Annotated in this window: 22 protein-coding genes and 1 pseudogene; 17 read left to right on the top strand and 6 right to left on the bottom strand. The window is 73.3% G+C overall.

All coding sequences use genetic code 11. The features are described 5' to 3' along the window. Positions 1 to 103: 103 nt before the first annotated feature. Positions 104 to 2,278, top strand: coding sequence for a copper resistance CopC/CopD family protein (locus STRBO_RS0139020; protein WP_398594763.1), 2,175 nt, complete (start codon positions 104 to 106; stop codon positions 2,276 to 2,278). 51 nt (positions 2,279 to 2,329) lie between these two features. Here STRBO_RS0139020 and STRBO_RS0139015 read toward each other — a convergent pair whose 3' ends face one another. Both STRBO_RS0139015 and STRBO_RS0139010 read right to left on the bottom strand, forming a co-directional pair. Continuing rightward, entirely contained in the window at positions 2,330 to 3,199 is an 870-nt protein-coding gene (locus STRBO_RS0139015) for a DUF72 domain-containing protein (RefSeq protein WP_005482751.1), read from the bottom strand. A 116-nt stretch (positions 3,200 to 3,315) separates the two neighbouring features. After that, on the bottom strand, positions 3,316 to 4,305 hold the full coding sequence (locus STRBO_RS0139010; RefSeq protein WP_005482749.1) for a TauD/TfdA dioxygenase family protein: 990 nt from the start codon (positions 4,303 to 4,305) through the stop codon (positions 3,316 to 3,318). 211 nt (positions 4,306 to 4,516) lie between these two features. On the opposite strand from STRBO_RS0139010, the gene STRBO_RS0139005 reads away from it, so the two are divergent. After that, positions 4,517 to 5,419, top strand: coding sequence for an NAD(P)-dependent oxidoreductase (locus tag STRBO_RS0139005; RefSeq protein ID WP_005482747.1), 903 nt, complete (start codon positions 4,517 to 4,519; stop codon positions 5,417 to 5,419). Between the two features lie 70 nt (positions 5,420 to 5,489). On the opposite strand, the gene STRBO_RS0139000 is transcribed toward STRBO_RS0139005, so the two are convergent. Both STRBO_RS0139000 and STRBO_RS0138995 read right to left on the bottom strand, forming a co-directional pair. Then, a complete protein-coding gene (locus tag STRBO_RS0139000; protein WP_005482746.1) occupies positions 5,490 to 6,866 on the bottom strand; it encodes a cation:proton antiporter in 1,377 nt (458 codons plus the stop codon). Positions 6,867 to 6,873: 7 nt separating this feature from the next. Beyond that, positions 6,874 to 7,359 (bottom strand): cation:proton antiporter regulatory subunit, encoded by a 486-nt coding sequence (locus STRBO_RS0138995; protein ID WP_005482744.1) that lies wholly within the window; start codon positions 7,357 to 7,359, stop codon positions 6,874 to 6,876. A gap of 435 nt (positions 7,360 to 7,794) precedes the next feature. On the opposite strand from STRBO_RS0138995, the gene STRBO_RS0138990 reads away from it, so the two are divergent. After that, the gene (locus STRBO_RS0138990; RefSeq protein WP_005482742.1) at positions 7,795 to 8,241 is read left to right on the top strand and encodes a hypothetical protein; all 447 of its coding nucleotides are present in this window, start codon (positions 7,795 to 7,797) and stop codon (positions 8,239 to 8,241) included. 148 nt (positions 8,242 to 8,389) lie between these two features. Further along, on the top strand, positions 8,390 to 8,758 hold the full coding sequence (locus STRBO_RS0138985) for a hypothetical protein (RefSeq protein ID WP_005482740.1): 369 nt from the start codon (positions 8,390 to 8,392) through the stop codon (positions 8,756 to 8,758). 207 nt (positions 8,759 to 8,965) lie between these two features. Here the strand turns inward: STRBO_RS0138985 and STRBO_RS0138980 are convergent, their stop codons facing one another. After that, a complete protein-coding gene (locus STRBO_RS0138980) occupies positions 8,966 to 9,985 on the bottom strand; it encodes a helix-turn-helix domain-containing protein (RefSeq protein WP_005482738.1) in 1,020 nt (339 codons plus the stop codon). Between the two features lie 218 nt (positions 9,986 to 10,203). On the opposite strand from STRBO_RS0138980, the gene STRBO_RS0138975 reads away from it, so the two are divergent. The 13 genes from STRBO_RS0138975 to STRBO_RS0138915 all read left to right on the top strand — a co-directional run bounded on the left by STRBO_RS0138975 (position 10,204) and on the right by STRBO_RS0138915 (position 23,146). Beyond that, positions 10,204 to 11,187 carry an LLM class flavin-dependent oxidoreductase gene (locus STRBO_RS0138975; protein WP_028797101.1) on the top strand — a complete coding sequence of 328 codons (984 nt, stop codon included), beginning with the start codon at positions 10,204 to 10,206 and terminating at the stop codon, positions 11,185 to 11,187. A gap of 20 nt (positions 11,188 to 11,207) precedes the next feature. Then, entirely contained in the window at positions 11,208 to 12,404 is a 1,197-nt protein-coding gene (mpaB, locus tag STRBO_RS0138970) for a daptide biosynthesis RiPP recognition protein (protein WP_425336031.1), read from the top strand. Between the two features lie 7 nt (positions 12,405 to 12,411). Next, entirely contained in the window at positions 12,412 to 13,290 is an 879-nt protein-coding gene (gene mpaM, locus STRBO_RS0138965) for a daptide-type RiPP biosynthesis methyltransferase (protein WP_005482731.1), read from the top strand. Then, on the top strand, positions 13,287 to 14,600 hold the full coding sequence (mpaD, locus tag STRBO_RS0138960; protein WP_005482729.1) for a daptide-type RiPP biosynthesis aminotransferase: 1,314 nt from the start codon (positions 13,287 to 13,289) through the stop codon (positions 14,598 to 14,600). The genes mpaM and mpaD overlap by 4 nt, the downstream gene beginning before the upstream one ends. Continuing rightward, positions 14,597 to 15,859: a daptide-type RiPP biosynthesis dehydogenase gene (mpaC, locus tag STRBO_RS0138955; protein WP_005482727.1), complete on the top strand. Its 1,263-nt coding sequence runs from the start codon at positions 14,597 to 14,599 to the stop codon at positions 15,857 to 15,859. The genes mpaD and mpaC overlap by 4 nt, the downstream gene beginning before the upstream one ends. Before the next feature lie 77 nt (positions 15,860 to 15,936). Beyond that, complete coding sequence (locus STRBO_RS44050) at positions 15,937 to 16,110, top strand: daptide-type RiPP (protein ID WP_005482724.1); 174 nt, start codon at positions 15,937 to 15,939, stop codon at positions 16,108 to 16,110. A gap of 57 nt (positions 16,111 to 16,167) precedes the next feature. Beyond that, positions 16,168 to 16,323 carry a daptide-type RiPP gene (locus STRBO_RS44045; RefSeq protein ID WP_005482722.1) on the top strand — a complete coding sequence of 52 codons (156 nt, stop codon included), beginning with the start codon at positions 16,168 to 16,170 and terminating at the stop codon, positions 16,321 to 16,323. 270 nt (positions 16,324 to 16,593) lie between these two features. After that, complete coding sequence (locus tag STRBO_RS0138940; RefSeq protein WP_005482720.1) at positions 16,594 to 16,791, top strand: hypothetical protein; 198 nt, start codon at positions 16,594 to 16,596, stop codon at positions 16,789 to 16,791. Next, positions 16,788 to 17,609 carry an ABC transporter ATP-binding protein gene (locus tag STRBO_RS0138935; RefSeq protein ID WP_005482718.1) on the top strand — a complete coding sequence of 274 codons (822 nt, stop codon included), beginning with the start codon at positions 16,788 to 16,790 and terminating at the stop codon, positions 17,607 to 17,609. Before STRBO_RS0138940 ends, STRBO_RS0138935 begins: the two co-directional genes overlap by 4 nt. After that, positions 17,602 to 18,345: an ABC transporter permease gene (locus STRBO_RS0138930; RefSeq protein ID WP_005482716.1), complete on the top strand. Its 744-nt coding sequence runs from the start codon at positions 17,602 to 17,604 to the stop codon at positions 18,343 to 18,345. The genes STRBO_RS0138935 and STRBO_RS0138930 overlap by 8 nt, the downstream gene beginning before the upstream one ends. 248 nt (positions 18,346 to 18,593) lie before the next feature. Then, positions 18,594 to 20,261: a daptide biosynthesis intramembrane metalloprotease gene (gene mpaP, locus STRBO_RS0138925; RefSeq protein WP_005482714.1), complete on the top strand. Its 1,668-nt coding sequence runs from the start codon at positions 18,594 to 18,596 to the stop codon at positions 20,259 to 20,261. A gap of 27 nt (positions 20,262 to 20,288) precedes the next feature. Next, entirely contained in the window at positions 20,289 to 22,886 is a 2,598-nt protein-coding gene (gene lanKC, locus STRBO_RS0138920) for a class III lanthionine synthetase LanKC (RefSeq protein WP_005482712.1), read from the top strand. Next, complete coding sequence (locus tag STRBO_RS0138915) at positions 22,883 to 23,146, top strand: hypothetical protein (protein WP_005482710.1); 264 nt, start codon at positions 22,883 to 22,885, stop codon at positions 23,144 to 23,146. Before lanKC ends, STRBO_RS0138915 begins: the two co-directional genes overlap by 4 nt. 120 nt (positions 23,147 to 23,266) lie before the next feature. On the opposite strand, the pseudogene STRBO_RS42530 reads toward STRBO_RS0138915, so the two are convergent. Continuing rightward, positions 23,267 to 23,608 (bottom strand): annotated as a pseudogene (locus STRBO_RS42530) (PIN domain-containing protein); the annotation flags it as partial. Between the last annotated feature and the right edge of the window lie 29 nt (positions 23,609 to 23,637).

Raw genomic sequence — 23,637 nt, 5'->3', positions numbered from 1 at the left:
AGGCGGGGCGGACCCGGTGCGGATCGCGTTGAACGCGGCGTTCGCGGCGTCCGTACGTGTTCCAGGAGTCCGAGAGCCGGCGACCGTGGATCCGGAGCACTACGTGGACCGACGCAGGTACAGCGACCCAGTCGAGGACAGGGGCGGCGACAGCCGCCCCGTCGAGGGCGGGGTCGGCGACAGCGGCAGCGATGGGGGCCGGGGCGCGAGGCGGCCGGGCGGAACCGGCGGCCTCGGTGGACACCGGGGCCGGGCCGGGGACCGGAGCGGCGGCCGGGGCCGTGGGATCCGGCGCCTGGTGCTGCTGGGCACCGCGCTGATCCTGTTCCTCCTCGCGGGAGCGGGTACCGCCTCCGCGCACGCCGCTCTCAAGGGCAGCGACCCCGTCGACGGCAGCGTCCTCGACGCCGCCCCCAAGGACATCACCCTCCGCTTCACCGAGTCGGTGAGCCTCCTGGAGGACTCCATCCGCGTCGTCGACCCGGAGAACCGGGCGGTCGACACGGGCAGGCCGGGGCGCGCGGGCGGCCGGTCCGACACGGCCAGTGTCACCCTGCCCGGCGGCCTCGCCGACGGCACCTACACGATCGCCTGGCGGGTCGTCTCGGCCGACAGCCACCCCATCTCGGGTGCCCTGCTCTTCTCGATCGGCGAACCCTCCGCGACCGCCGCGGTCCTCCCCGCCGACCTCACCGAGGACCCGCTCACCTCCTCCCTCTACGACATCACCCGCTACTTCGCGTACGGCGCCCTCGCCCTGCTCATCGGCGTGGCCTTCTTCATGGCGGTCGTGCTCGGGGGCCCGGCCGAGTCGCTGCGCAAGCTGCTCCTGGCCGGCTGGCCGGCACTGCTGCTCGCCTCGGCCGTCCTGCTGCTGCTCCGCGGGCCGTACGAGCGGGGCACCGGCATCGGGTCCGCCCTCGACCTCTCCGTGCTGCGCGAGACGCTGGTGAGCCGGCCGGGACTCGCGCTGCTGGCCCGGCTGGCGCTGCTCGCGGTGGCGGCCCTCGTCCTCGTACGGGTACGCCGGCGGGGCGACGCGTGGGGGAAGGGCGCTCTTGTCGGCGGTGCGCTGCTCTCGGTGGGTCTCGCCGGGACCTGGGCGGCCGCCGAGCACGCCTCCGCCGGTATCCAGGTGCCGGTCGCGATGACCTCCTCGGTGCTGCATCTGCTGGCCATGGCCGTCTGGCTGGGCGGGCTGACCGCGCTGCTCACCATGCTGTACCGGGCGCCGGAGACCCTGTCGGCCGCTGTGGTCAACCGTTTCTCCCGGCTGGCCTTCGTCTCGGTGACCGTCCTCGTCGTCACCGGCGTCTACCAGTCCTGGCGCGGCCTCGGCTCCTGGTCCGCCTTCACGTCCACGGCGTACGGGGAGGTCCTGGTCGCCAAGCTGGTCGCCGTGGTGCTCCTGCTGGTGGCGGCGGCGTTCTCACGGCGTTGGACGGGGCGGCTGGGGGAGGCCGGGCAGTCTCCGGCGGAGGCTCCGGCGGCGGAGGCTGTCGCGTCCGGGCAGGAGGCCGAGTCGGACGAGGCCGCCGCCGGGCCGGTGACGGCCGTCGCTCGCGAGCGGGCCGAGGTCACCGAGCGGGCGGCCGTGGCGGTGGCGGCGCGGGTGTCCGGGCGGGTGGGCGAGGGGGCGTCCGCCCCGGCCCCCGCCGCCGTGTCGTCCGCCGACGCGCCCTCTCCTGACCAGGGAGCCGGCGACGACCGGCGCGAGGGTGGCCGGGGCGACGCGGGCCGGGGCGACCGCGAAGGCTCGCCGGCCGAGGACCCCTCGGCGGCCGATCCGCCGCGCCGACGCCTTCGGCGGTCGGTGCTCGCGGAGTTCACCGTCGCGGTCGTCGTCCTGGTGATCACCACCGTGCTGACGGGCACGCTCCCGGGCCGGGCGGCGGCGGAGATCGCCGAGGAGAGCGCGAGCGAGGCGGCGGGCGGGGTCACGGCGTCCTCGACGACGATCCCCTTCGACGTCGGCACCCCGAACGGGCACGGCAAGGTCCAGATCGACCTCGGTCCCGGGCGCGTCGGCAAGAACTCCGTGCAGGCCGTGGTCTTCGGCCCCGACGGCGGCATCGCCACCGTTCCCGAACTGCGGCTCACCTTCACCCTCAAGGCCCAGAAGATCGGCCCGATCGACGCCAAGCTCACCGACCGCGGCGGCTACTGGGTCACCGACGAGCTGCGGCTCCCCCTGCCCGGCAAGTGGACGATGAGGCTCACGGTCCGTACGACGGAGATCGACCAGGTCACCGTGGAGAAGCCGGTACGGGTGAGCTAGCAAGGCCGGACCGAGGCCGGACCGGGGCCGGACCGGGGCCGGCCGGCGGGCTCACCGTTCGTCGAGGATCCGCCGCGTCGTCTCCGCCGCCCGTACGGCCGCGTCGGCGCAGCAGTTGTTGAAGAGGACGTGCAGCTCGTCCACCTGTTCGGCGGCCGACCGCAGCCGGGGTGCCCATGCGGCGAGTTCGGACGGGGAGTAGGCGTACCGGAAGCGGTCCTCCTTGCTTCCGGTGCCCCAGTCGGGGCTGCGGCCGTGGAACCGTACGACGGCCAGCTCGGGCGAGGTGACGGGGACGAGCGGCGGCAGGGAGGTCTCCAGGTCCTGGGCCATGTCGACGCCGACGGCGACCAGGCCGAGCCGCGACAGCGACGCCGCGGTGCGGTCGGCCTGTTCGCCCCGCCACCACGCGGGGTGCCGGAACTCGACCGAGACGGGCCAGCCCGCCGTACGCCCCGCGCACTCCTCCAGCGTCTGCCGCGCCCGCTCCCCCGGCGCGAACCACGGCGGGAACTGGAACAGCACCGCGCCCAGCCGCCCGGTCTCCCGCAACGGCTCGACGGCGTCGGCGAACCGCTCCCACACCCGGTCCAGTACGGCGGGGGTCGTCCTGCGGCGCGGCTCCCGCCCGAGTAACTCCCGGAGGTCCTCGGGGAGGGCCGCCGGGCGGGTCGGGTGGCCGGTGAGGAGGGAGAACGCCTTGACGTCGAAGCGGAATCCGGGGGGTGTCCGCTCGGCCCAGAGGAGGCTGTTGCGGCGGCTGGGCAGGGCGTAGTAGCTGGAGTCCACCTCGACGACCGGGAACCGCTCGGCGTAGTAGCGGAGTCGGGGCCCGGCGTCGCGATGCCCGCGCGGGTACCAGCCGCTGGCCAGCAGCGCCCGGTCCGTCCACGAGCAGGTCCCGACGAGTACGTCACCCATGGGACGCCGGGTACCCGCGATCGTCGTCCCGGCCACCCGCCTTGCGCGGCGCGCCACCCGCCACCCGCCTTGCGTGGCGCGCCGGTTGTGCCGCTGCCCGCCCCGCGCCGGTGCCGCTAGGCGTTCCGCTGTTCGTTCCGTTCGTGCAGCGGTGCGCCGCAGAGCGACTTCGACGGGGTGCCGTCGACGCCGACGGGCCGGTCACCGGCGATCATCACGCGGTGCATGATGCGCGGGAAGTCCAGGTGGGCGGCGTCGCTCGGGGCGAGGTGGACGGTGGCCCGGTTGTCCCAGAGGGCCACGGAACCCGGCTCCCAGCGGAAGCGGACCGTGTACTCGGGGCGCGTGATCTGCTCGACGAACATCTCCAGCAGGAGCCGGCTCTCGGCCCGGGTGACGTCGACGATGTTCTCGACGTAGTACGGGTTGACGTACAGGACCCATTCGCCGGTCTCGGGGTGCACGCGGACGACCGGGTGGACGGACGCGACCTGGTGGTCCTGGAGATGGCGGAGGTAGGGGTCGGGGCCCGAGCGGGCGAGATAGCCGACGCCCAGCCGGTGTTCGGCGCGCAGCCCGTCGGCGAACCGGCGCACCGGCTCCGACAGGCCCGCGTAGGCGGTGGCGAGGTTGGCCCAGGTGGTGTCCCCGCCGTACGGGGGGACGCGTTCGGCGCGGAGCAGGGTCAGGGCGGGCGGGTCGATGCGCGCGGTGTGGTCGGCGTGCCAGCCGCGGAGGGTGGAGTGGCGGCGGCGCTCCAGCCATTCGGCCTGGTCCATGCCGTGCTTGCGGCCCAGCTCCTGACGGTCGGCCGTCGTCTCGATCTCGGGGTGCGCGGCCGGGGAGACCGAGCCCCTGGCACGCAGGCGGACCGGCTCCCCGAAGCGGCGCGCGAACGCGATCTGGCCGGCGTGGTCCAGCCGCTGGCCCCGGAAGAACACCACCTTCCAGCGCAGCAGCGCCGCCCGGACACCGGCGACGGTCGTGTCGTCGAGCGGGCCGGCGAGGTCCACGCCGTGGATGTCGGCGCCGATGTGCCCGGAGGCGGGGCGCACGTCGAGGCCGCCCTCCGGTGCCCCTGAGGACGTGTTCGTGTCGGTGCTCATCGCTGGCTCGCCCTTCGACGCCGGTCGTAGGCCCGGTCTTCCCCGGGCGCCGCGCGCGCATGCGGACCGGCGGATAAGTGTCCTGATCGGACGAGGACCGCGCCGGGCGGCGGCCCGGCGAGAGGGTCCGTTCGCCCGGTGTCGTACCGCCCTCCGGCCCGTCCCGGACTGCGACACTGCAACGCACTGTACGCGGCAGGAAGTTGACGTCATGACCGACAAGCTCACCGTAAGCGTCCTGGGTACCGGCATCATGGGCGCCGCGATGGCCCGCAACCTCGTCCGCGCCGGCCACGCCGTACGGGCCTGGAACCGCACCCGGGAGAAGGCCGAGCCGCTCGCCGCCGACGGGGCGCAAATCGCCGACAGCCCGGCCGAGGCCGTGCGCGGGGCGGACGTGGTGCTCACGATCCTGTACGACGGGGCCGCGGCCCGGGACGTGATGCGCGAGGCGGCGCCCGCGCTGAGCCCCGGCACGGCCTGGGTCCAGTCCACCACCGCCGGCGTGGAGGGCGTCGCCGAACTGGCCGCGCTGGCCGGTGAGCACGGGCTGGTCTTCTACGACGCCCCGGTGCTCGGCACCCGGCAGCCCGCGGAGGCGGGGCAGTTGACGGTGCTGGCCGCGGGCCCGGTCGAGGGGCGGGGGACGGTGACCCCCGTCTTCGACGCCGTCGGCGCCCGTACCGTCTGGACCGGCGAGGACGGCGCGGCGGGCACCGCGACCCGGCTCAAGCTGGTGGCCAACAGCTGGGTGCTCGCCGCGACCAACGCGGCCGGTGAGGTGCTGGCCCTGTCCCAGGCGCTCGGTGTCGACCCGCGGTCCTTCTTCGAGATCATCGAGGGCGGCCCGCTCGACATGGGCTATCTGCACGCCAAGTCCGCGCTCATCCTCGAAGACCGCCTCTCCCCGGCCTCCTTCGCCGTCTCGACCGCCGCGAAGGACGCCCGTCTGATCGTCGAGGCCGGCCGGCGGCACGGCCTACGCCTCGACATCGCCGCCGCCGGCGCGGCCCGCCTCACCCGCGCCGCCGCCCAGGGCCACGCCGACGAGGACATGGCGGCCGCGTACTTCGCCAGTTTCGACGCGGAGGAGGGGGCGGGGGACAAGGGCTAGGAGAGGAGGGCCAGGAGAGGAGGAGGGCCAGGGGCGGAGAGCGAGGGGGTGGCTGGCGTGCCCTTGGCCCTCAGGTCCGGTCGACGGTGTCCCGTTCGTCGTCCAACGCCTCGTGCGCTTCAGCCGAAGCCGGAGCCGACAGGGGCGTACCGTCCGCTTCCCCTGCGCCGACCCCCACGCCGGTAGCCGGGGCCCCACGCAGGCGGCCGGTGAGCCACATGGCCATCGGCTCGGTCCAGCGCGCGGCCAGCGGGCCGACGATGACCAGGATGAGGACGTAGGCGGTGGCCAGGGGGCCGAGGGAGGGTTCGATGCCGGCGGTGACGGCGAGGCCGGCGATGACGATGGAGAACTCGCCGCGCGCGACGAGCGTGCCGCCCGCCCGCCAGCGGCCCTTGGCGGAGACACCGGCCCGCCGCGCGGCCCAGTATCCGGTGGCGATCTTCGTCAGGGCGGTGACGGCGGCCAGGACGAGCGCGGGCAGGAGGACCGGCGGGATGCTGGCGGGGTCGGTGTGCAGGCCGAAGAAGACGAAGAACACGGCCGCGAACAGGTCCCGCAGCGGCGCCAGCAGACTGTGCGCGCCCTCGGCCACCTCGCCCGACAGCGCGATGCCCACCAGGAACGCGCCCACCGCCGCCGACACCTGCAGCTGCTGAGCCAGCCCGGCGACGACGAGCGTCACCCCGAGCACGACGAGCAGCAGCTTCTCGGGGTCGTCGCTGGAGACGAACCGCGAGATGTGCCGTCCGTACCGCACCGCCACCAGCAGCACGAGCCCGGCCGTCCCGAGCGCGATCGCGAGGGTCGCGCTGCCCGCCGCCAGACCGACCCCGGCCAGCAGGGCGGTGACGATCGGGAGGTAGACGGCCATGGAGAGGTCTTCCAGGACCAGGATGCTGAGGATGACGGGGGTTTCGCGGTTGCCGAGGCGTCCGAGGTCGCCGAGGACCTTGGCGATGACGCCGGAGGAGGAGATCCAGGTGACGCCGGCGAGGACGACGGCGGCGACGGGGCCCCAGCCGAGGAGGAGGGCCATGGCCGCGCCGGGCAGGGCGTTGAGGCAGGCGTCGACGAGTCCGGCGGGGTACTGGGTCTTGAGGTTGGAGACGAGGTCGCTGGCGGTGTATTCCAGGCCGAGCATGAGCAGCAGCAGGATCACGCCGATCTCGGCGCCGATCGCGACGAACTCCTCGCTGGCGCCCAGCGGCAGCAGGCCGCCCTCGCCGAAGGCCAGCCCGGCCAGCAGATACAGCGGGATGGGCGACAGCCGGAACCGCGCCGCGAACCGTCCCAGCAGCCCCAGGCCGAGGATGATCGCGCCGAACTCGACCAGGAAGACGGCGGAGGAGTGCGCGGTGGACTCGGACTGTGCGGCGAGGTGCGCGAAGGGGTGAGCGGGGAGGGCGGGGACGGCGAGGGCGGGGAGGTGTGCGGCGAGGTGCATGGCCGGCTCACTCCCGCCCGAGTATCGCGGCGGCCGTCTCCACACCCTCGCGGGTGCCGATCACGATGAGCGTGTCCCCGCCGGCCAGCCGGAAGTCCGGTGCGGGCGAGGGAATCGCCTCGGCCCGGCGCAGTACGGCCACGATGGACGCGCCCGTCTCGGTCCGCATCCGGGTGTCGCCCAGCACGCGCCCGTTCCAGTGGGACGTCGACGCCAGCTCGATCCGCTCCGCCACCAGCCCCAGCTCCGTGGTGGACAGCAGGTTCGGGCTGTGGTGGTCGGGCATCAGCGCGTCGACGAGGGCGGTCGCCTCCCCCGACGACAGCCGCACCGACAGCGCGCACGCGTCCGGATCGTCCTGCCGGTACGCGCTCAGCGTCCGGGCGCCGTCCCGGTGCGCGACCACCGAGATCCGCCGCTGCTCCCTGGTCGTGAGGTCGTAGCGGACCCCGATCCCCGGCAACGGCGTACTGCTGAGTCGTGGAGCACCCACGGCCGGCCCCCTGTCTGATTCGGATATGTCATCGGACAACCGTCGGTGCCACCCTAACGAGACCCCGAAAATCGCGACGAGACCCCGAAACCCGGCCGCCGGCTCCGGGACCGGTCTCCCGGTGGAACAATCCCCCTTCACCCCCGGGCGCCCCCCGTATCGGCACCGGGGCTGACCGAAAGGACCCCCCGCCATGATCCTCACGGCTGCCCCCACAGCCCATGCGGCGGTCCCCCGCCCGCCCCGTGCACCGGGCATCCCGTCGGCCGGCGGGCCGATGGCCGCGACGTCGTGGAGAGGTCGCGCGGGTGGTACCGAGGTGATACCCGTCCCCTGCGGACGCCGGCCCGCGACGCCCGCGGGACCCACGCCCCCCGGAGCGCACGCCCTCAGGACTCCGGGAGCGCACGCCCCCAGGACTCCGGGAGCGTGCCCGTGATCCAGTGGGTGTCCCTGGGGACCGGTCCCCGTCCCGTCCCCCAGCCCGTGGCGACCCCGTTGGTGTGGGCCACGGCCTTCGCGGGCGCGATGGCCTTGGTGGCCGTGCACAACGCGCTGGTCGGCACGGACCGCCCCGGCCCGGCCCTGCTCGCCCTGTCGGTGCTCTCCGCGCTCCTCGGCGGATACGCCCGCTTCACCGCGGCCCCGGGCACGGCCGCCCTGTGCTGGCTGTTCCTCAACGGGTTCGCCATCCCGCCCGCGGGTGTCCTGACCTGGACCAACCCGCGCGACACCTTCTGGCTGGTCTGCCTCCTCACCGCGGCCCTCGCCGGCACCGCCCTCGCCCGCCTCCTCCAGGCCCGCGCCGCCTACCGCCGCCTCGGCACGGCCCAGCCGCCTCCGTCCCCGCCCGACCCCTGGGACCGGCCCCCGGCCCACTGAACGTGCGGTGGCATGAAGTTGAGCGAGCGTGTGCAGCAAGCTGACACGAATCGCCGTCCCGCCTGCGGTTTTCCGTTGGCAGAGTGGGGGTCACCGCGGGGGCACGACCGGCCCGGAACGCGCGGGGGACAACAAACGGGGGTACGTCGTGGGGTTCAAGGGATTCGCCGGGTTCGTGGGGGCCTCCGGTTTCGCCGGCTGCAAGAAGGCGGCCGTGGTGGCGGGTGCGGCGCTCGCGCTCGCGGTGGTGGGGGGACAGGGACCGGCTCAGGCGCAGGATCGGGCTCAGGCCCAGATGGTGGCGGGCAAGCCGGCGGTGACCGCTCCGGCGACAGCCGCGGTGACCGCTCCGGTGATCGTCGGGGGTTCCTTCGTCGCTCCCGTCGTCGACCCGATCGTCGAGCGGGTCTGCGCGACCCCGCTGCCCATCAGGCTGCCGCTCTGCGGCGAGCAGGGCGGCGGCGCCTCCAAGCCCGTCAACGGGTGGCAGATCGAGACTCCGAAGCCGAAGCGGTAGCCGTACGGCCGGCAGCGATCCGGCATACGGCAGCACAAGCAGCGAGCAGCACAGCAGTACGAGCAGCACGAGCGGCGCAAGAAGTACAGGGGTGCCCCGGCGATCAGTCGCCGGGGCACCCCTTCGTCGTGGCGTCACCGCCACCGGTGGCCGCCCCCCGGTCACCGCCGCCACCGCGCCCAGGGTCCCCCCGGGTCCCCCCGGGCCTCACACCCAGCCGCGCTCCCGCGCGAGGAGCGCCGCGTGCGCCCTGCTGCTCGCGCCCAGGATGCGCAGGACGTCGGCGACATGACGGCGGTACGTCCGCACCGACACCCCCAGCGAGCGCGCCCCCGACTCGTCCTTGCCCACGTGGCACATCGCTTCCAGGACCTGCTGCTCCATCTCCGAGAGCCCCCCGCCCTCCGCCCCCGCCCGCTCGTCGATGAGCACGGTGAGATCGGTGGCCTGGTCCCAGATCTTCTCGAACAGCGCCAGGATGTTCGCGACCAGACCCGCCTCCCGGGCGAGCAGCGCGCCGCGCCGGGTGTCGGCCGGGTCGACGGGGACGAGCGCTGTGCGGCGGTCGTAGACGAGGAGCCGTTCCGCGATGGTGTCCGCGACCCGGATCTGCGCGCCGAGGGAGGTGAGGTCGCGCAGATAGCCGACGGTCGGCGCGTGGTCCAGGGCCTCGCGCAGGACGACGTTGCGGATCCGTACCCCCCGCCGCAGACAGCGGGTGTCGAGCGGCCGGGCGTGCGCGATGTTCGCCGGGGTCAGCTCGGTGTACGGCTCGACCGAGAGGATCTCCTCGCGGGCGAAGAACGCCAGGTCGTCGATCCGGCCCCGGATCTGCCCGAGATCCTCCAGGCGCTCGATCGGTCCGGAGTCGGGTTGTTCCTTCACGCTCTGCTCGGCGCGCAGGCCGGCTATCAGGTGCCGGGACTGGGTGACCTGCTGGAGCTGCTGGTGGAGTTCGCGCAGCCGCAGGTCCGTGAGCCGGTCCACGGCGGTCTCGGGATCGGCGGCGGAGATCACCTCGGGCCCGCCGTCCGCTCCGGGGCCGGCCCCTTCCGTTCCGTGCAGCAGGCCGAGTTCGGTCAGGCGCTCCAGCGCGCTCCCGATGTCGTCCAGCGGCACGTGCAGCAGCAACTGGATGTCCTCGGCGGTCGTGCCGGGGTTCCGTAGAAAGTGCCGGTAGATGCCCTCTTCCGTATCGGTGAGTCCGAGTACGGACAATTCCCCCATGGTGCCTCCGTCTGATCACCTGTGAGAGTACCTGCAACAAGCTGCACGGTCACTGGCAGCAAGTAGCGCCCCGGAACCGCCCGATGGGCTGCTCCCGTTTGGCATTGTTCTCTGTGTCGGAACGAACGAACGCCGACAGAGGAAAGCGAAGAAGAGAACGCAGGGCAGGAAATGCCGAGCGGTATCCACGCGTCACGTCGAGAAATGGGGGACAGGCCATGACTTCTTATTCCGTGCTCCTGCCCTTCCTTCCGCGCCGCCCGGAGCAGATCCTTCCGTACGCCGGACTGGTGCACTGGAGCAACGCGAGCCGCCTCTGGCAGGGGCAGTCCGTGATGATCGAGCCGCACCAGGGATTCGTGGCGGCGGCGGGGGCGGGATTCCGCGTGCCGACCGGACTCGGCGTCACGCTCATGCCGCTCCGCCACCCCTACGAAGCCGCTCTGCAGGCCCGCTCGCTGGCGATGGCCACCGGACAGCCGGTGATCGCCGGATTCGGGCCCGGGGGCCGGCCGTTGCAGCGGTCGCTGCTCGGCGAGGCGTACCGCAGTCCGCTCACGGCGGCACGCGAGTACCTCTCGATCGTGCGCGGACTGCTGGCGGGCGAGAGCGTCGACATCCGGGGCGAGTACTTCAGCTGCCGGGCCGAGATGCCCCGCTACCCGGTGCCGGGTGTGGAGATCGGGCTCGGTGTGCTGCGGCCCGGTATGGCGCGGCTCGCGGGTGAGGTCGCCGATGTGGCCGTGACCTGGCTGACTCCGGCGCACTACCTGCGGGACACCGTGCTCCCGGCGATGCGTGAGGGCGCGGCGAACGCGTCGGACGGCAAGGGAGGCGCGGGGCGCACGCCCCCCAGACTCACCGCCATCGTGCCGCTCGCCCTGGCCCGGCCCGACCGCGAACCCGCCGAACTGGCGCTCGCGAGCAACGCCGCGCATCTCCAGGGCGCCCACTACATCGACATGCTGCGCCGGTCCGGCACGGATGTCGCCGGCGACGACCCGGCGGCTAACGCCAAGGCGCTCGTCGACGGCGGGGCGTTCCTCAGCGGCGACCCGGACGAACTCGTCGCGAAACTGCGCGCGTTCGGCGCGGCGGGGGTGGACGAGGTCGTCCTGAACCTGACCGGCGTCTGCAATCTGTACGGCCCACAAGCGGCCCTGGACGAAACGAAGCGCATTCTGGCCGCCCTGGCCGCCTGACCGTGGGGGAGGACGAGAAAATGGCTGATCTGAAAGAGCGGCTCATTCGCTGGGGGACCGGTACATCCAGTGCCGGCGCCGGAACAGAAACCGGAACCGGAACCGGAGCAGAAACCGGAGCAGAAACCGGAACCGGTAGCGGAACAGAATTCGGAACCGGCACCGCAAAAGAAACCGGAACGCGAATCGGTGAATTGTCGTACGCCGGCGTGGAAACCGTCGTACTGGAAAACCGCGAGCACCTGACGGCGATCCTGCATTCCGGTGTCGTCGGAGCGGACACGCTGGTCCTCGTGCCCGTCGGGTCCGGTGGGTCCGTCGGGTCCGGTGGGTCCGGTGGGTCCGGTGCGCCCGAAGGACCCGGTGGGGAGAGCGGGGCCGACGGCCACCGCGTCGTCGGGTACGAGGGGTCGCTGGCCGGGGCCGGCGGGGAGTTCTCCCCGGGCGCGGGCTTCTACCTCCAGATCCAGGGTTACGGCATCAGCGAGTACATGTCCGTCGCCGGGCCGACCCTCGTCCGGATCGCCGACGACACGGACTTCGACGTCTTCCTCGCCGACGCCGACCGGGCCCTGCTCGACGGCACCTTCCCCGACTTCCTCACCCACCCCGCCATCCAGCTCGCCGACCTCCCGGGCCTCGGCGCCGGCCGCACACCGGCCGCCGGACCCCGGCACCGGCTGTACGTCGGCGCGGACGGAGCCGTCTCCACCGCACCGGGCGGTACCCGCCTCGGAACGGCGGGCGACGGACCCGACCTGCTCGACGCGCGGTGGCGGCGGCTCAACAGCGGCGCCGAGAAGACGTGCGTGGTGTGCCTGGGGGCGGTCGTGGACCACGACCTGCGGCGTACCGCGCTGACCGCCCGGCCCTGGCTCGGGCGCTACCTGGCCGCCCTCGGCGCGATCCGCTCCCTGCGGGCCCGCGGAGTGGACGGCACCATCCGGGTCTCCGGCTTCGGCGGACGGATCACCGAGGCGCTGGCCACCGACGCCGACGCCGATCTGCGGGACGCGGACGCGCCGCTCCTGCTGTGGACCGACCAGGACGTGTACGTGCACGCCCCTGCCCCCAGCCGCACCTTCAGCGTGGAACGGTCGGCGGCCACGCCGGTCGAGGCGCTGCTGGCCTGCGGTTCGGCCGAGGCGGCGGCGCGGTACGCCGATCCCGACCACACCGTACGCATCGAGCGGTTCCTCACCCGGGCCGGAGTGTGACACCACGATGACCACCACGCTGACGACCACCCCCCTGACGACCACCCCCCTGACGACCACGACCGCTCCGACGTCACCGACCACTCCCACGACCATCCCGGGACGGGCCGGGGAGCTGCTCGCCCGGCTCGGCTCCCGTGCCGTCACCGGCGACCTCTACGCCGAAGCGGGCGCGCAGGTCTACCACGACGTGGCCGGCCGCAGCACCCACGAGGTGCGGGAACTGACCGGCCTCGTGCGGACCTTGCCCGGTGACGTCCTCGACCTGGCGGCCGGCTCCGGGCGGCTGACCATGCCGCTGCTCGCGCTGGGCCGCCGGGTCACCGCCCTCGACCTCTCCCCGTACATGCTGCGGCTGCTGGAGGACCGGCTGGCCGCCGCGCCCGCCGCCCTGCGCGAGCGCTGCACGGTCGTCGAGGCCGACATGAGCGCCTTCGCGCTCGGCCGCGCCTTCCCGGTGATCGTCCTCGGCACCACCTCCGTCTCGCTCCTCGACGAGCGCGGCCGGACCGGTCTCTACCGGGCCGTACGCCGACACCTGGCGCCCGGCGGCCGGTTCCTCCTGTCGACCGTCGGCATGGACACCGACTCCGGTCAGCCCGCCGAAGCCGAACTGGTGGTGGAGGCCGAAGCCGGCCGCGCCTACCGGATGTTCGAACACTGGGCGGTCGGCGACAGCGCCCGCACGGTCACCGTCTTCCCTGCGCGGATCCCGGACGACGACAGCCCCGTCCAGGTCACCACGACCAGCGTCGGCGTCCTGCCGGCCACCCTCCTCGAAGCCGAACTGGCCGCCGCCGGACTCACCGTCCGTGCCCGGCACCCCCTGCCGGCCGTCGGCTCCCGCCACCACGACGTACTGCTCGAAACGGAGGTCACGCCATGAGTCCCGTACACACGAGGACGAAGAACACGAAGAACGCGCTGTGGCCGTCCCTCCTGGCCCCCGCCCTGCACGGCTCGGACGCGCTCTGCGCGGTCTCCGCGCACGGAGTACGGGTCCGGTACGCCGACGGCAGCGAACTCCTCGACGCCTCCAGCGGGTTGTGGAACACCAACATCGGCTACGGCAACGAGGCCATCGCCCGGGCCGCCGCCGACGCGCTCCGCGACGCCTCGTACCTGAGCGTCTTCCGCTACGAGAACAGCTACGCCCGTGCCGCGGCCGCCGCCCTCGTCGAGCTGTGCGGCGCCGACACCTACGGCCGGGTCCTCTTCTCCACCTCCGGGGGCGCCGCCAACGACCTCGTCATGAAGCTCGCCCGCCACTACCACGCCCTGCGCGGCGAGGACCGCCGCAAACTCGTGGTCGGGCTGCGCGGCAGCTACCACGGTCTGACGTACGGCAGTTTCGCGCTGACCGGCGAGGACCTCGGGCAGCAGGTGTACGGCGTCGACCAGCGCCTCATCCGCCACGTCGACCCCAACGACCCGACCGGCATCCGCACCTTGATGGAACGTCAGGGACAGATGGTCGCGGCCGTCGTCGTCGAGCCGGTGCTCGGCTCGGGGGCGGTGCCGCTCACCGAGGAGTACGTCGACGAACTGCTGCGGCTGCGCGACGAGTACGGCTTCCTGCTGGTCGCCGACGAGGTGGCCACCGGCTTCGGCCGTACCGGCGACTTCTTCGCCTCCCAGCGCTGGTCCGCCCGGCCCGACCTCCTGGTGACCTCCAAGGGGCTCACCAACGGCACCGGCGCCGCCGCCGCCGTCATCGCCTCGCACACGGTCGCGGACGCCTTCGACACGGCGGGCGCCATGCTGACCCACGGCGAGACCCAGGCCGGCACCCCCGTCACCTGCGCCGTCATCCTGGCCACCATCGCCGAGATGCGCCGCCTGGACGCGGTCGCCCTCGGCCGGGCCCTGGCGCTCCGGCTGGACGCGGAGCTGACCCGGCTGGTCGACGAGCACCCCTGGGTCACGGGCACCACCGGTGTGGGCTGTTTCCGGTCACTGCGGCTGACCACCCCGGACGGGGAACCGCTGCCGCAGGCCCGCGTCCCGGAGCTGGTCGCCGCGATCCGTACGGCGGGCGCCATCGTGCACCCCGGCGTCCACGGCATCCAGCTCTTCCCCGCGCTGACCTACACCGACGCGGAACTGACCGAACTGATGGACCGCATCCGCGCCGGACTGGCCCTGTTCACCCGCGGGCCGATACCGGCCGCGGTACCGACGGAGGTACCGGCATGAGCCACGGCCGGGGCGGACCGACCCGGGCGCTGATCGGTCCCGACGCCCTCACGGCATGGCTTCCCGACGGAGGAGGCCGCACGGCCGCCCTCCTCGTGGACACCGCTGTCGCGACGGCGGGGATCACGGCCCTGGTCCAGGACCGCCTCGGCCGGGCCCGCTGGCGGACGGCCCGGACACCACTGGCCGCCGGCCCCGGTGATCTCGGCGCGGCCGCCGCGCTCGCCGAGAGCCTGGCGGACGAAGGGGCCGATGTCGGCCTGGTGGTCGCCATCGGCGGCGGATCGGTGCTCGACCTGGCGAAGATCGCGGCCCTGCTGCGGGCCAACCCGGTCGCGTACACCCGCCTCACCGTGCCCCAGCGCGGCGGCCTGATGGGCCTGCCGGGCGAGGTCACCCGTACCGTCCCGCTGCTCGCCGTACCGACGACCCTCGGCACCGGCAGCGAGATGAGCGCGGTCGCCTGCCTCGCGTACCCGCAGGGCAAGCGGCTGATCCTCGGCGGCGTACTGCGGCCGGAGGCGGCACTGCTCGATCCGTCGGCCACCGCGACACTGCCCCGGGAACTGGTCGTGGAGGGCGTCCTGGAGGCGCTGTTCCGGGCGGTCAGCCCGTACGCCGGTGATCATCGGGACGACCGTCGCACCGAGGACCGGCTGACGGAGACGGTCGCCCGGCGGCTCGTCCAGCTCGGCTACGAGGCGGTACGGGAGGAGGAGCCCGGCGACGCGCTCCGCCTGGACATCGCCAAGCTCAGCGGGCTCACACACGGCGAGTGGCTGCACCAGGGCCGCGACCCGTACGCGGTCAAGGGCTGGCTCATCGCCAACGAGATGTCGTCGGCCCTCGGCGTACGGAAGATGACCGCCGTCGCCGCGCTGCTGCCGCACCTGTGGCGGGCCGTGCTCGACGGGGAGCCCAGGCTGGGCTCCGCGCCACGGCTGCGACGGATGTGGGCCGGGCTGCGCGAGGCCGCGCCGGCGGACCGGGGGCGGGCCCTGCCCGAGGACCCGGCCGACGGGATCGCCGCCCTGATGGACGACTGGCGGGTGGGCCGCCGGCTCACCGCCGAGGGCCCGGGGCGGATCGAGGCCCTGGCCGAGCGGACCGTACGGGCCTGGGGCGCCGGCCTGCCGATGCTCGGCGGGCTGCGGGCGGAGGACGTACGCCGCCTCCTGGACGCGGCGCTCGGCACGACCGCGACACGGACCGCGCACGCCGCGCACGCCGTGCCGACCGCGCTCACCGCGCACATCTGAGACTTCCGCTCCCGGTCCCGGGAGCGGGCGGAAAGAGAGCAACGGCTCTCGACACCATGAGAAAAGGGGGAGTTCCCATGCAGGAGAACTTCGAGAACGACAACTTCAGCTCCGCCCTGGAGCTGGGCATGCAGGAGCTTGAGGCCATGGAGGCCCCGGGCTGGTGGACCGCCGGTGGCGTCGTCGTCGGTGCGACGGTCGTGTCGGCCGTCGGTGTCTCGACGGGCGTCGCCGTCTCGATCATCACCTGATTCACTCAAGACTCGTTCGACTCGATCCAGTCTCAACTCAACGGGAGGGCAACCGACATGAAGGACAACGTCACACAGGAGCCGACCGGCTTCGACGCGTCGCTGGAGCTGGGCATGCAGGAGCTGGAGGCCATGGAGGCCCCGGGCTTCTGGAGCGGCTTCAAGACCGGCGTCGTGATCAGCACCGTCGCCAGCGCGGTCATCGCCACCTGATCCTGATCCGGTAGATCTGTCCCCTCCGGCAGGTCTGTCCGATCCGGCGGTCTGTCCGAATCGGCGGTCTGTCCGAATCGGGGGTCTGCCTGATCCGGCGGTCTGCCTGACCCGGCCGATCAGCCGACAGCGGTGGCCGAACCGCATACGGATTTCCGCGGCGGCGTCCCGGGCCCGCAGAGGGCCCCGGGCCGCCACCGCGGAATCCGCGCTTCGTTCTCCGCCCCCTCCCCCCACCCAAGTCCCACCAGTCCGACCAAGGAGTCCAGCATGGCCAACAGCCGAGACAAGGCAGCGGCCGAGAACAAGAACCTCGCCTTCGCCTGCGCTCTCATCCCGCTCGGCATGGCCGTCGCCACCTCGCAGCTGTCGGGCGGCGTCGAGATCTTCGTCATGGCCGGCCTGGGTGCCGTCATGCTGAGCTGCCTGGTCAAGATCGGCGCCAACCTCCGGAAGGCACGCCGTTGAGCACCGCGAACGCGTCGAGCACCGCCGGCGCCCCCGTCGTCGCCCTGCGCGGCCTGACCAAGCGCTTCGGCGAGGTCACGGCGGTCGACGACCTGACGTACGAGGTCCGGCCCGGCCGGATCGTCGGCCTCCTCGGCCGCAACGGAGCCGGCAAGACCACCTCGCTGCGGATGCTGCTCGGCCTGTGCCGGCCGACCTCCGGCGAGGCGGCCGTCTTCGGCCGCCCCTACGCCGAACTGCCCCACGCCGCCCGCCGGGTGGGCGTCAGCATGGACGCCGTGGGGCCGCTGCCCGGCGCCAGTGCCCGACGCGAACTCACCATCTGGGCCCGGACCCTGGGCCTGCCCCGGCAGCGCGTCGAGGAGGTTCTCGACCTGGTGGGCCTGGCCGACGGCAACGCGGCCTCCCGCCCCGTCAAGGGCTACTCGACCGGCATGAAGCAGCGCCTCGCGCTCGCCACCGCGCTGCTCCCCGACCCCGAACTCCTCGTCCTTGACGAGCCCGCCAACGGCCTCGACCCGGACGGCATCCGCTGGCTGCGCGGCCTGCTGCGCGGCCTGGCCGACGAGGGCAGGACCGTCCTCGTCTCCAGCCACCTGCTCTCCGAGGTGGAGCAGACCGTGGACGACGTGGTGATCATCCAGAGCTCGCTGCGGTACGCCGGTCCGCTCGAAGGTCTCGTTGGCACGGGCGAGGGGGAACGCCTCGAAGACCGGTTCTTCTCCCTGGTCGGCTCGCCGACGACGGCTTCGGCCGCCTCGGCTGCTTCAGCCGCATCGACCGCCTCATCCGCTGTCGGAGGACAGAACCATGCGTAACCTGCTCGCCGGTGAATGGGCCAAGGCCTGGACGGGCCGCGGCTGGCTGATCCTGGCCGGGTGCGGTGTCCTGATGTCCCTGCTCGGTGCCCTCGGTTACGCCTCCCAGGGGGTGACGGCCATCGAGGAGGGCACCATGGGCCGGGCCGCCGTCACCGACGACATCGTCCGCTCCTGGTTCATGATGTCCCTCTTCACCTCCCTCTTCGGTGCGGTCTTCGTCTCCCGCGAGTACACCTCGGGCGCCATCGGCCGCTCGGTCCTGATGAGCGGCGGCCGTACCCGCCTGCTCGCCGCCAAGGTGCTGACCGCCACCGCCGTGGGCGCCCTCGCCGCGTTGCTCACCGCCGCGCTGTCCCTCGCCTCCGCGTGGGGCACCCTCGCGGCCAACGGGACGAAGCCCGCGTGGCACGGCGAGACCTGGCTGATCCTGCTGGGCGTCTTCGCCGTCAACACGCTCGCCGCACCCTGGGGCGCGCTGGTCGGCTGGATCGTCCGGCACCAGGTGGGGGCCGTGGTGACCGTCGTCGCGCTGACCCTGGTCGTCGACCCGGCGGTGCAGGTGCTGGTGCCGGAGGCCGGCAAGTACCTGATGACGATCGCCCAGAGTTCCGTCTACCGGGACCAGAAGCCCGACCTGCTCTCCACGCCGCTCGCGCTGCTGGTGATCGTGGGCTGGCTGACGGCCGCCGCGCTGCTCGCCCGGAAGCTGTTCACCGCGCGCGACGTCGTCTGACGACAGCGCCGGCCGTCGCCGGACGGGCCCCACCGCACCCGGCCCCACCACACTCGGCCCCACCGCACCCCACGTCACCTCACCCGCCGTCCGACGTCGCAACCGACACCACCCGCGACGTCGCCCGGCGGCATGCCCCGACACCGGCTGTCGCGGAGCCACCGGATCCACCCCCGCCCACCCCGCCGTTCCGTCATCTCGCCGTCCCGCCGTCCCGCCACCCCGCCGTCCCGAGGAGAGAACCAGGCATGTCCAGCACACCCGCCGGTGCCGTACTACTGGCCCCCGAGCGGCTGGCCCGTCCCCGCCTCGCCCCCGACGTGGTGGTCCACGAGCCGGCCGAGCCGGGCGCGCCCTGGGTGGTGCAGCGCGGCAGCCACCAGTACTTCCGCCTTCAGGAGGACCTGGCCCGCCTCGTCCGGGCCGTCGACGGCGTACGCGACCACGACGACCTGGCCGACGCCCTCGGCGCACCCTGGACCCAGGCCGACGTCGGCTCGGCGGTGCGGACGCTCGCCGGGGCGAAGGTGCTGGACGACGGAGTGCCGAAGAAGGACCGCAGTTCCTGGTTCCGCTTCGTCCCGCCGCTCACCCTGCAGTTCACCCTTCTCAAGCCGGACCGGCTGCTGACCCGCCTCGCCCCGCTCGTGGCGGCCGTCGCGCACCGCGGGGCCGCCGTCGCCGCATCGGCCGTCACGATCGGCGGACTGCTCGCCCTGGCCTTCCAAGGGGCCGATCTCCAGGGCGCGTTGGGGCGCCCCTTCGCACCCCTGCTCTACCTCTGCGTGATCGGCGCGGTGCTCGCCACCACCGCCGTGCACGAGATCGGCCACGGCGCGGTCCTCACGTACTACGGCGGACGGCCGACCCGGATGGGCATGATGCTCTTCTACATGTCGCCGGCCTTCTTCTGCGACGTGTCCGACGGCTGGCGGCTGCCGCGCAAGGAGCAGCGGGTACGGGTCGCCCTCGCCGGCATCGCCACCCAGACCGTCATCGCCGGGGCCGCCGCCCTCGCCACCCTGTTCATGGGCGCCTCGGCGGCACGCGACGGGGTCCTCGTGTACGCCGTCGTCACCTACCTCTCCGGCGTGCTCAACCTCCTGCCGTTCGTGAAACTGGACGGCTACATCGCGCTGATGAGCCACCTGGACATCCCGCATCTGCGCGACCGGGCGATGACCGACGCCCGCAGATGGCTGGCCCGGCTGCTGGCCGGCGGCACCGGCTACCGCCGCGACCTGCCCGGTGTGCGCTGGGCGGTCCCCTTCGGCCTGCTCTGCATGACTTTCCCGCTCTACATCGTGGCGGGCGCGATCACCCTCTGGTCGGACAGCCTCCAGCGCCTCGGCGCCCTGGGCGCGCTCCTCGTCCTGTGCGGCATCGGCTACTTCCTCCACCACCTGGCGCGAGGGGTACGCCGCTTCGCCCGCGAGGCCCGGACGGCGGGCGGCCGCCCCTGGCGCCTCGGCGCGGTGCTCGCCCTGGCCGCGGCCGCCCTCGCCGTACTCGGGCAGCTGGTCCAGGTCCCGTACACCGTCAACGGCGGCTACACGACGGCCGAGGACGGCCGCGTCACGCTGCTCCTGCCCCGGTCCACCGACCGCGCGCTGATCACCGCCGGCGCCCCGGTACGCCTCTACCGCGCCGGCATCGCGACCCGCACCCGGACCGGCGCCGCGACGGTCGCCGTCGACGGGGCGGACGGCAAGGACGCCATGGCCCCGCTGTCGGCGCTGATCCCGGTCCGCAGCGACGCCCTGCCCACCCCGGCCCTCGGCCTTCCGCTGGACCTGCGCGGCGGCCGTGACCGTGCCCCCGCCGACCCCTCGGGCGCGGCCCAGCTGGACGCGGGCAGCCGCCCGGGCTGGGAGTGGCTCTACACCAAGTACGTCGCACCGGCCTGGCGCTGGTAGCCCAGAGCCCTCACAGGAAGAACGACCATGGATCTCCGGTACGTGACCTACTGCCAGGCGGGCAACGCGTTCTACGAGGACCCGGCGACCGCCACCGCCCCCACCGAGCCCGCCGACGCGGTGGCACAAGCCCCCGCCGGCTGGACCCGCTCCGTCAACGGCGACTGGGTGGTGCTGACCCCGCCGCACACCCAACTCCCCGGCCAGGGCTGGAAGATCCACGTCTCGGCGACCCGGGACAACGCCGACCGCGTCCTCGACGCCGTACGCGCCTACTGCGTACGCGAGCGCCTCACCTTCAAGTACATCCGCAGCGCCGAGGTCCTGAACCGGCGCAACAGCAAGTACGGCGATCGCGGCGCGAGCGGCAAGTTCATCACCCTCTACCCGCTGGACGAGCCCCAGCTGGAGCGGGTGCTCGTCGACCTGGACGCGGAGGTCGGCGGCGAGCCGGGCCCGTACATCCTCAGCGACCTGCGCTGGCGCTCCGGCCCGCTCTACGTCCGCTACGGCGGCTTCGTCGCCCGCCTCGGCCGGGACGCGAAGGGCGACCCGGTGCACTGCATCGAGGACCCGGACGGCCGCCTCGTGCCCGACGTACGCGGCCCCGGCTTCCGGCCGCCCGCGTGGGTGACGCTGCCGGACTGCCTCGCCGAGTCGCTGGCGGCCCGTAACGCGAGCACGATGGGCGACTTCCCGTTCCGCGCGGTCAGGGCGCTGCACTTCTCCAACGGCGGCGGCGTCTACGAGGCCCAGGACCTGCGTCAGGGCTCCGGTACCGAAGCCACCGTGCTCCTCAAGGAGGCCCGCCCGCTGGCCGGCCTCGACGAGGAGGGCGAGGACGCGGTGACCCGGCTGGAGCGCGAGCGCTGGGCGCTGGAGCGGCTGGCGGGACTGGACTGCGTGCCGCCGCTGATCGACTACCGCAAGGGGCGCGAACACTACTTCCTGGCACGGGAGTTCGTGCCGGGCGCCTCGCTCCACACACGTATCCACGAGTCCAACCCGCTGCTGAACCCGGATGCCGACGCCTCCCCCGAGTCGTTCACGGCGTACACCTCCTGGGCCCTGTCCCTCCTCGACCAGATCGACGCGGGCGTGCGGGCCATGCACGACCGGGGCGTGGTCTTCGGCGATCTGCACCCCAACAACGTCCTGGTCCGGCCGGACGACTCGATCGCCTTCATCGACCTGGAGACGGCGACCCCGGTCGACGCCATGGCCTCCCAGTCGATCGGCGCACCCGGCTTCCGCGCCCCGGCCGGCTGCACGGGCCCGGCGGTCGACCGCTACGCCCTCGGCTGCCTCCGCCTCGCGGTGTTCCTGCCGCTGACGGTGGTGCTGAACTGGGGCCCGGAGAAGACAGCGCAACTGATCACCCTGGTGACGGAGAACTTCCCGGTGCCGCCGGACTTCGCGGAGCGGGTGGTGGCGGACCTGACGGCCGCCCATGACACCGCCGGGGCAGAGGGAACAGAGGCCGACGCGAACGCGGAGACGGTCGCGAGCCCGAAGACCGTCGCGAGCCCGGAGACCGCCGCGAGCGCCGCCGACCCGGCCCCCGTCTGGCCCGAGACCCTCACCCCCGCCGACTGGCCGTCCCTGCGCGCCTCACTCGCGGCGGGAATCCTGGCCACCGCGACCCCGGACCGCGAGGACCGCCTCTTCCCCGGCGACATCGCCCAGTTCACCACCCCGGGCGGCGGCCTCGCCCTCGCCCACGGAGCCGCCGGGGTCCTGTGGGCCCTGGGCGGCGCCGGTACGCAGATCCCGGCCGCGCACACCGACTGGCTGACCGAACGCGTCCGCCGCTGGACCGAACCCCGCCCCGGCTTCTACGACGGCCTGCACGGCATCGCCTACGCCCTCGACGCTCTCGGCCGTACGGCCGAGGCACACGAGGTCCTGGACCGCGCCCTCGCCCTGCCGCTGGACGACGTGGACGGCTCCCTCTTCGCCGGCCTCCCCGGCATCGGCCTCTCCCTGCTCCACTTCGGCCACCTCGACGCGGCCGAACGCCTGGCGGAACTGGTCGCGGACCGCACCCCGGGCGGCTACGCGGCCCGCCCCCGGCCGGGTCTGCTCCACGGCGCGACGGGCGCGGCGCTGTTCCTGCTGCGGCTGTACGAGAGGACGGGCGACCCGAAACTGCTGCACACGGCGGTGGAGGGACTGCGCCACGACCTCGCCGAACTGTCGAACGGGCCGGGCATCAGCCGGATGCCGTACCTGGCGGTGGGCGGCGCGGGAACGGCGATGGTCGTGAGTGACGTACTGCCGCACCTGCCCTCCCCGGACCCGGCCCTGCACGACGCCCTGCCCCTCCTCCACTCCTCGCTGGCCTCCCCCTACCAGGCCCAGGCGGGCCTGTTCCAGGGCCGGGCGGGAGCGACGCTCGCCCTGCGCCGACTGCACGACAGAACGCCGGGTCCGCAGACCGAGGCCGCGCTGCACCGCCACCTCACCGCCTTCGGCTGGCACGCCATCCCCTACGCGGGCCACCCCGCCTTCCTCGGCGACCAGACCCTGCGCCTGTCCACCGACCTCGCCACCGGCACGGCAGGCGTCCTGCTCGCCCTCGACGACGCACTCGGCTCGGGCGAAGGCCTGCCGTTCCTCTCATGACAGACCACCGCGTAGTCCTGATCGAACCCCGCCCCACCGCGACGGCCGGCGCCCCGGAACTGGCCGCCGTACGGTTCCTGGCCCTGCTCCCCGAGGACTGGCACTACGAACCGCACGTCAAGGGCACCCACTTCACCGTCCGCCTCGGCCGCCCCGCACGACCGACCCCGACCCCGGACCTGAACCACACCCTGAACCGCATCTTCACGGACCCGTCCCTCCAGGCCTGGCACTGGACGGACATCACCCACCTCGACTGAGACAACACGCTTTCCACATGTTCGTCTTGGGGTGCAGGGGTGTGCGGGAGCGTTCTGACCTGCGGTGCGGCTGTGGCAGGTGGTGCTCCTGAACGGTGCGGTACGGAGGTGAATGCAACACAGGAAGGTGAGCCCTTGCAGCTCGGCCGTCGCGGCGACGACGAGATCCACCGCACCCGCACTGCGATGCTTTCCCTGTTTGGTGAGAGCCTCTTGGACCTGCCAGGCGCGGTCGTAGGCGCGGTCTTCGACGGGAACCCAACCGAAGATCAGTCGTATGTCCTCGATGCCGCGCGCCCTGTCGGCGGCCGCCCGGGCGCTGTAGAAGAACTCAAGCTCGGTGATCGGGCAGGTGGCGATGAGCCCGGCTGCTGCTGCCTGGTCCCAGCCGTACTGCTCCGCGTCCTCGCACATGAACCGAGCGAGCGCGCTGGTGTCGATCAGGAACTGGGCCGCGTTCACCGACGGTAGTTCCCCTTGTTCTCGAATGT

Origin of the sequence: Streptomyces bottropensis ATCC 25435, from assembly GCF_000383595.1 — a bacterium.
Lineage (GTDB): Bacteria > Actinomycetota > Actinomycetes > Streptomycetales > Streptomycetaceae > Streptomyces > Streptomyces bottropensis.
Note: the sequence above shows the minus strand (reverse complement) of the source record. Positions and strands in the feature narration are given on the sequence as shown.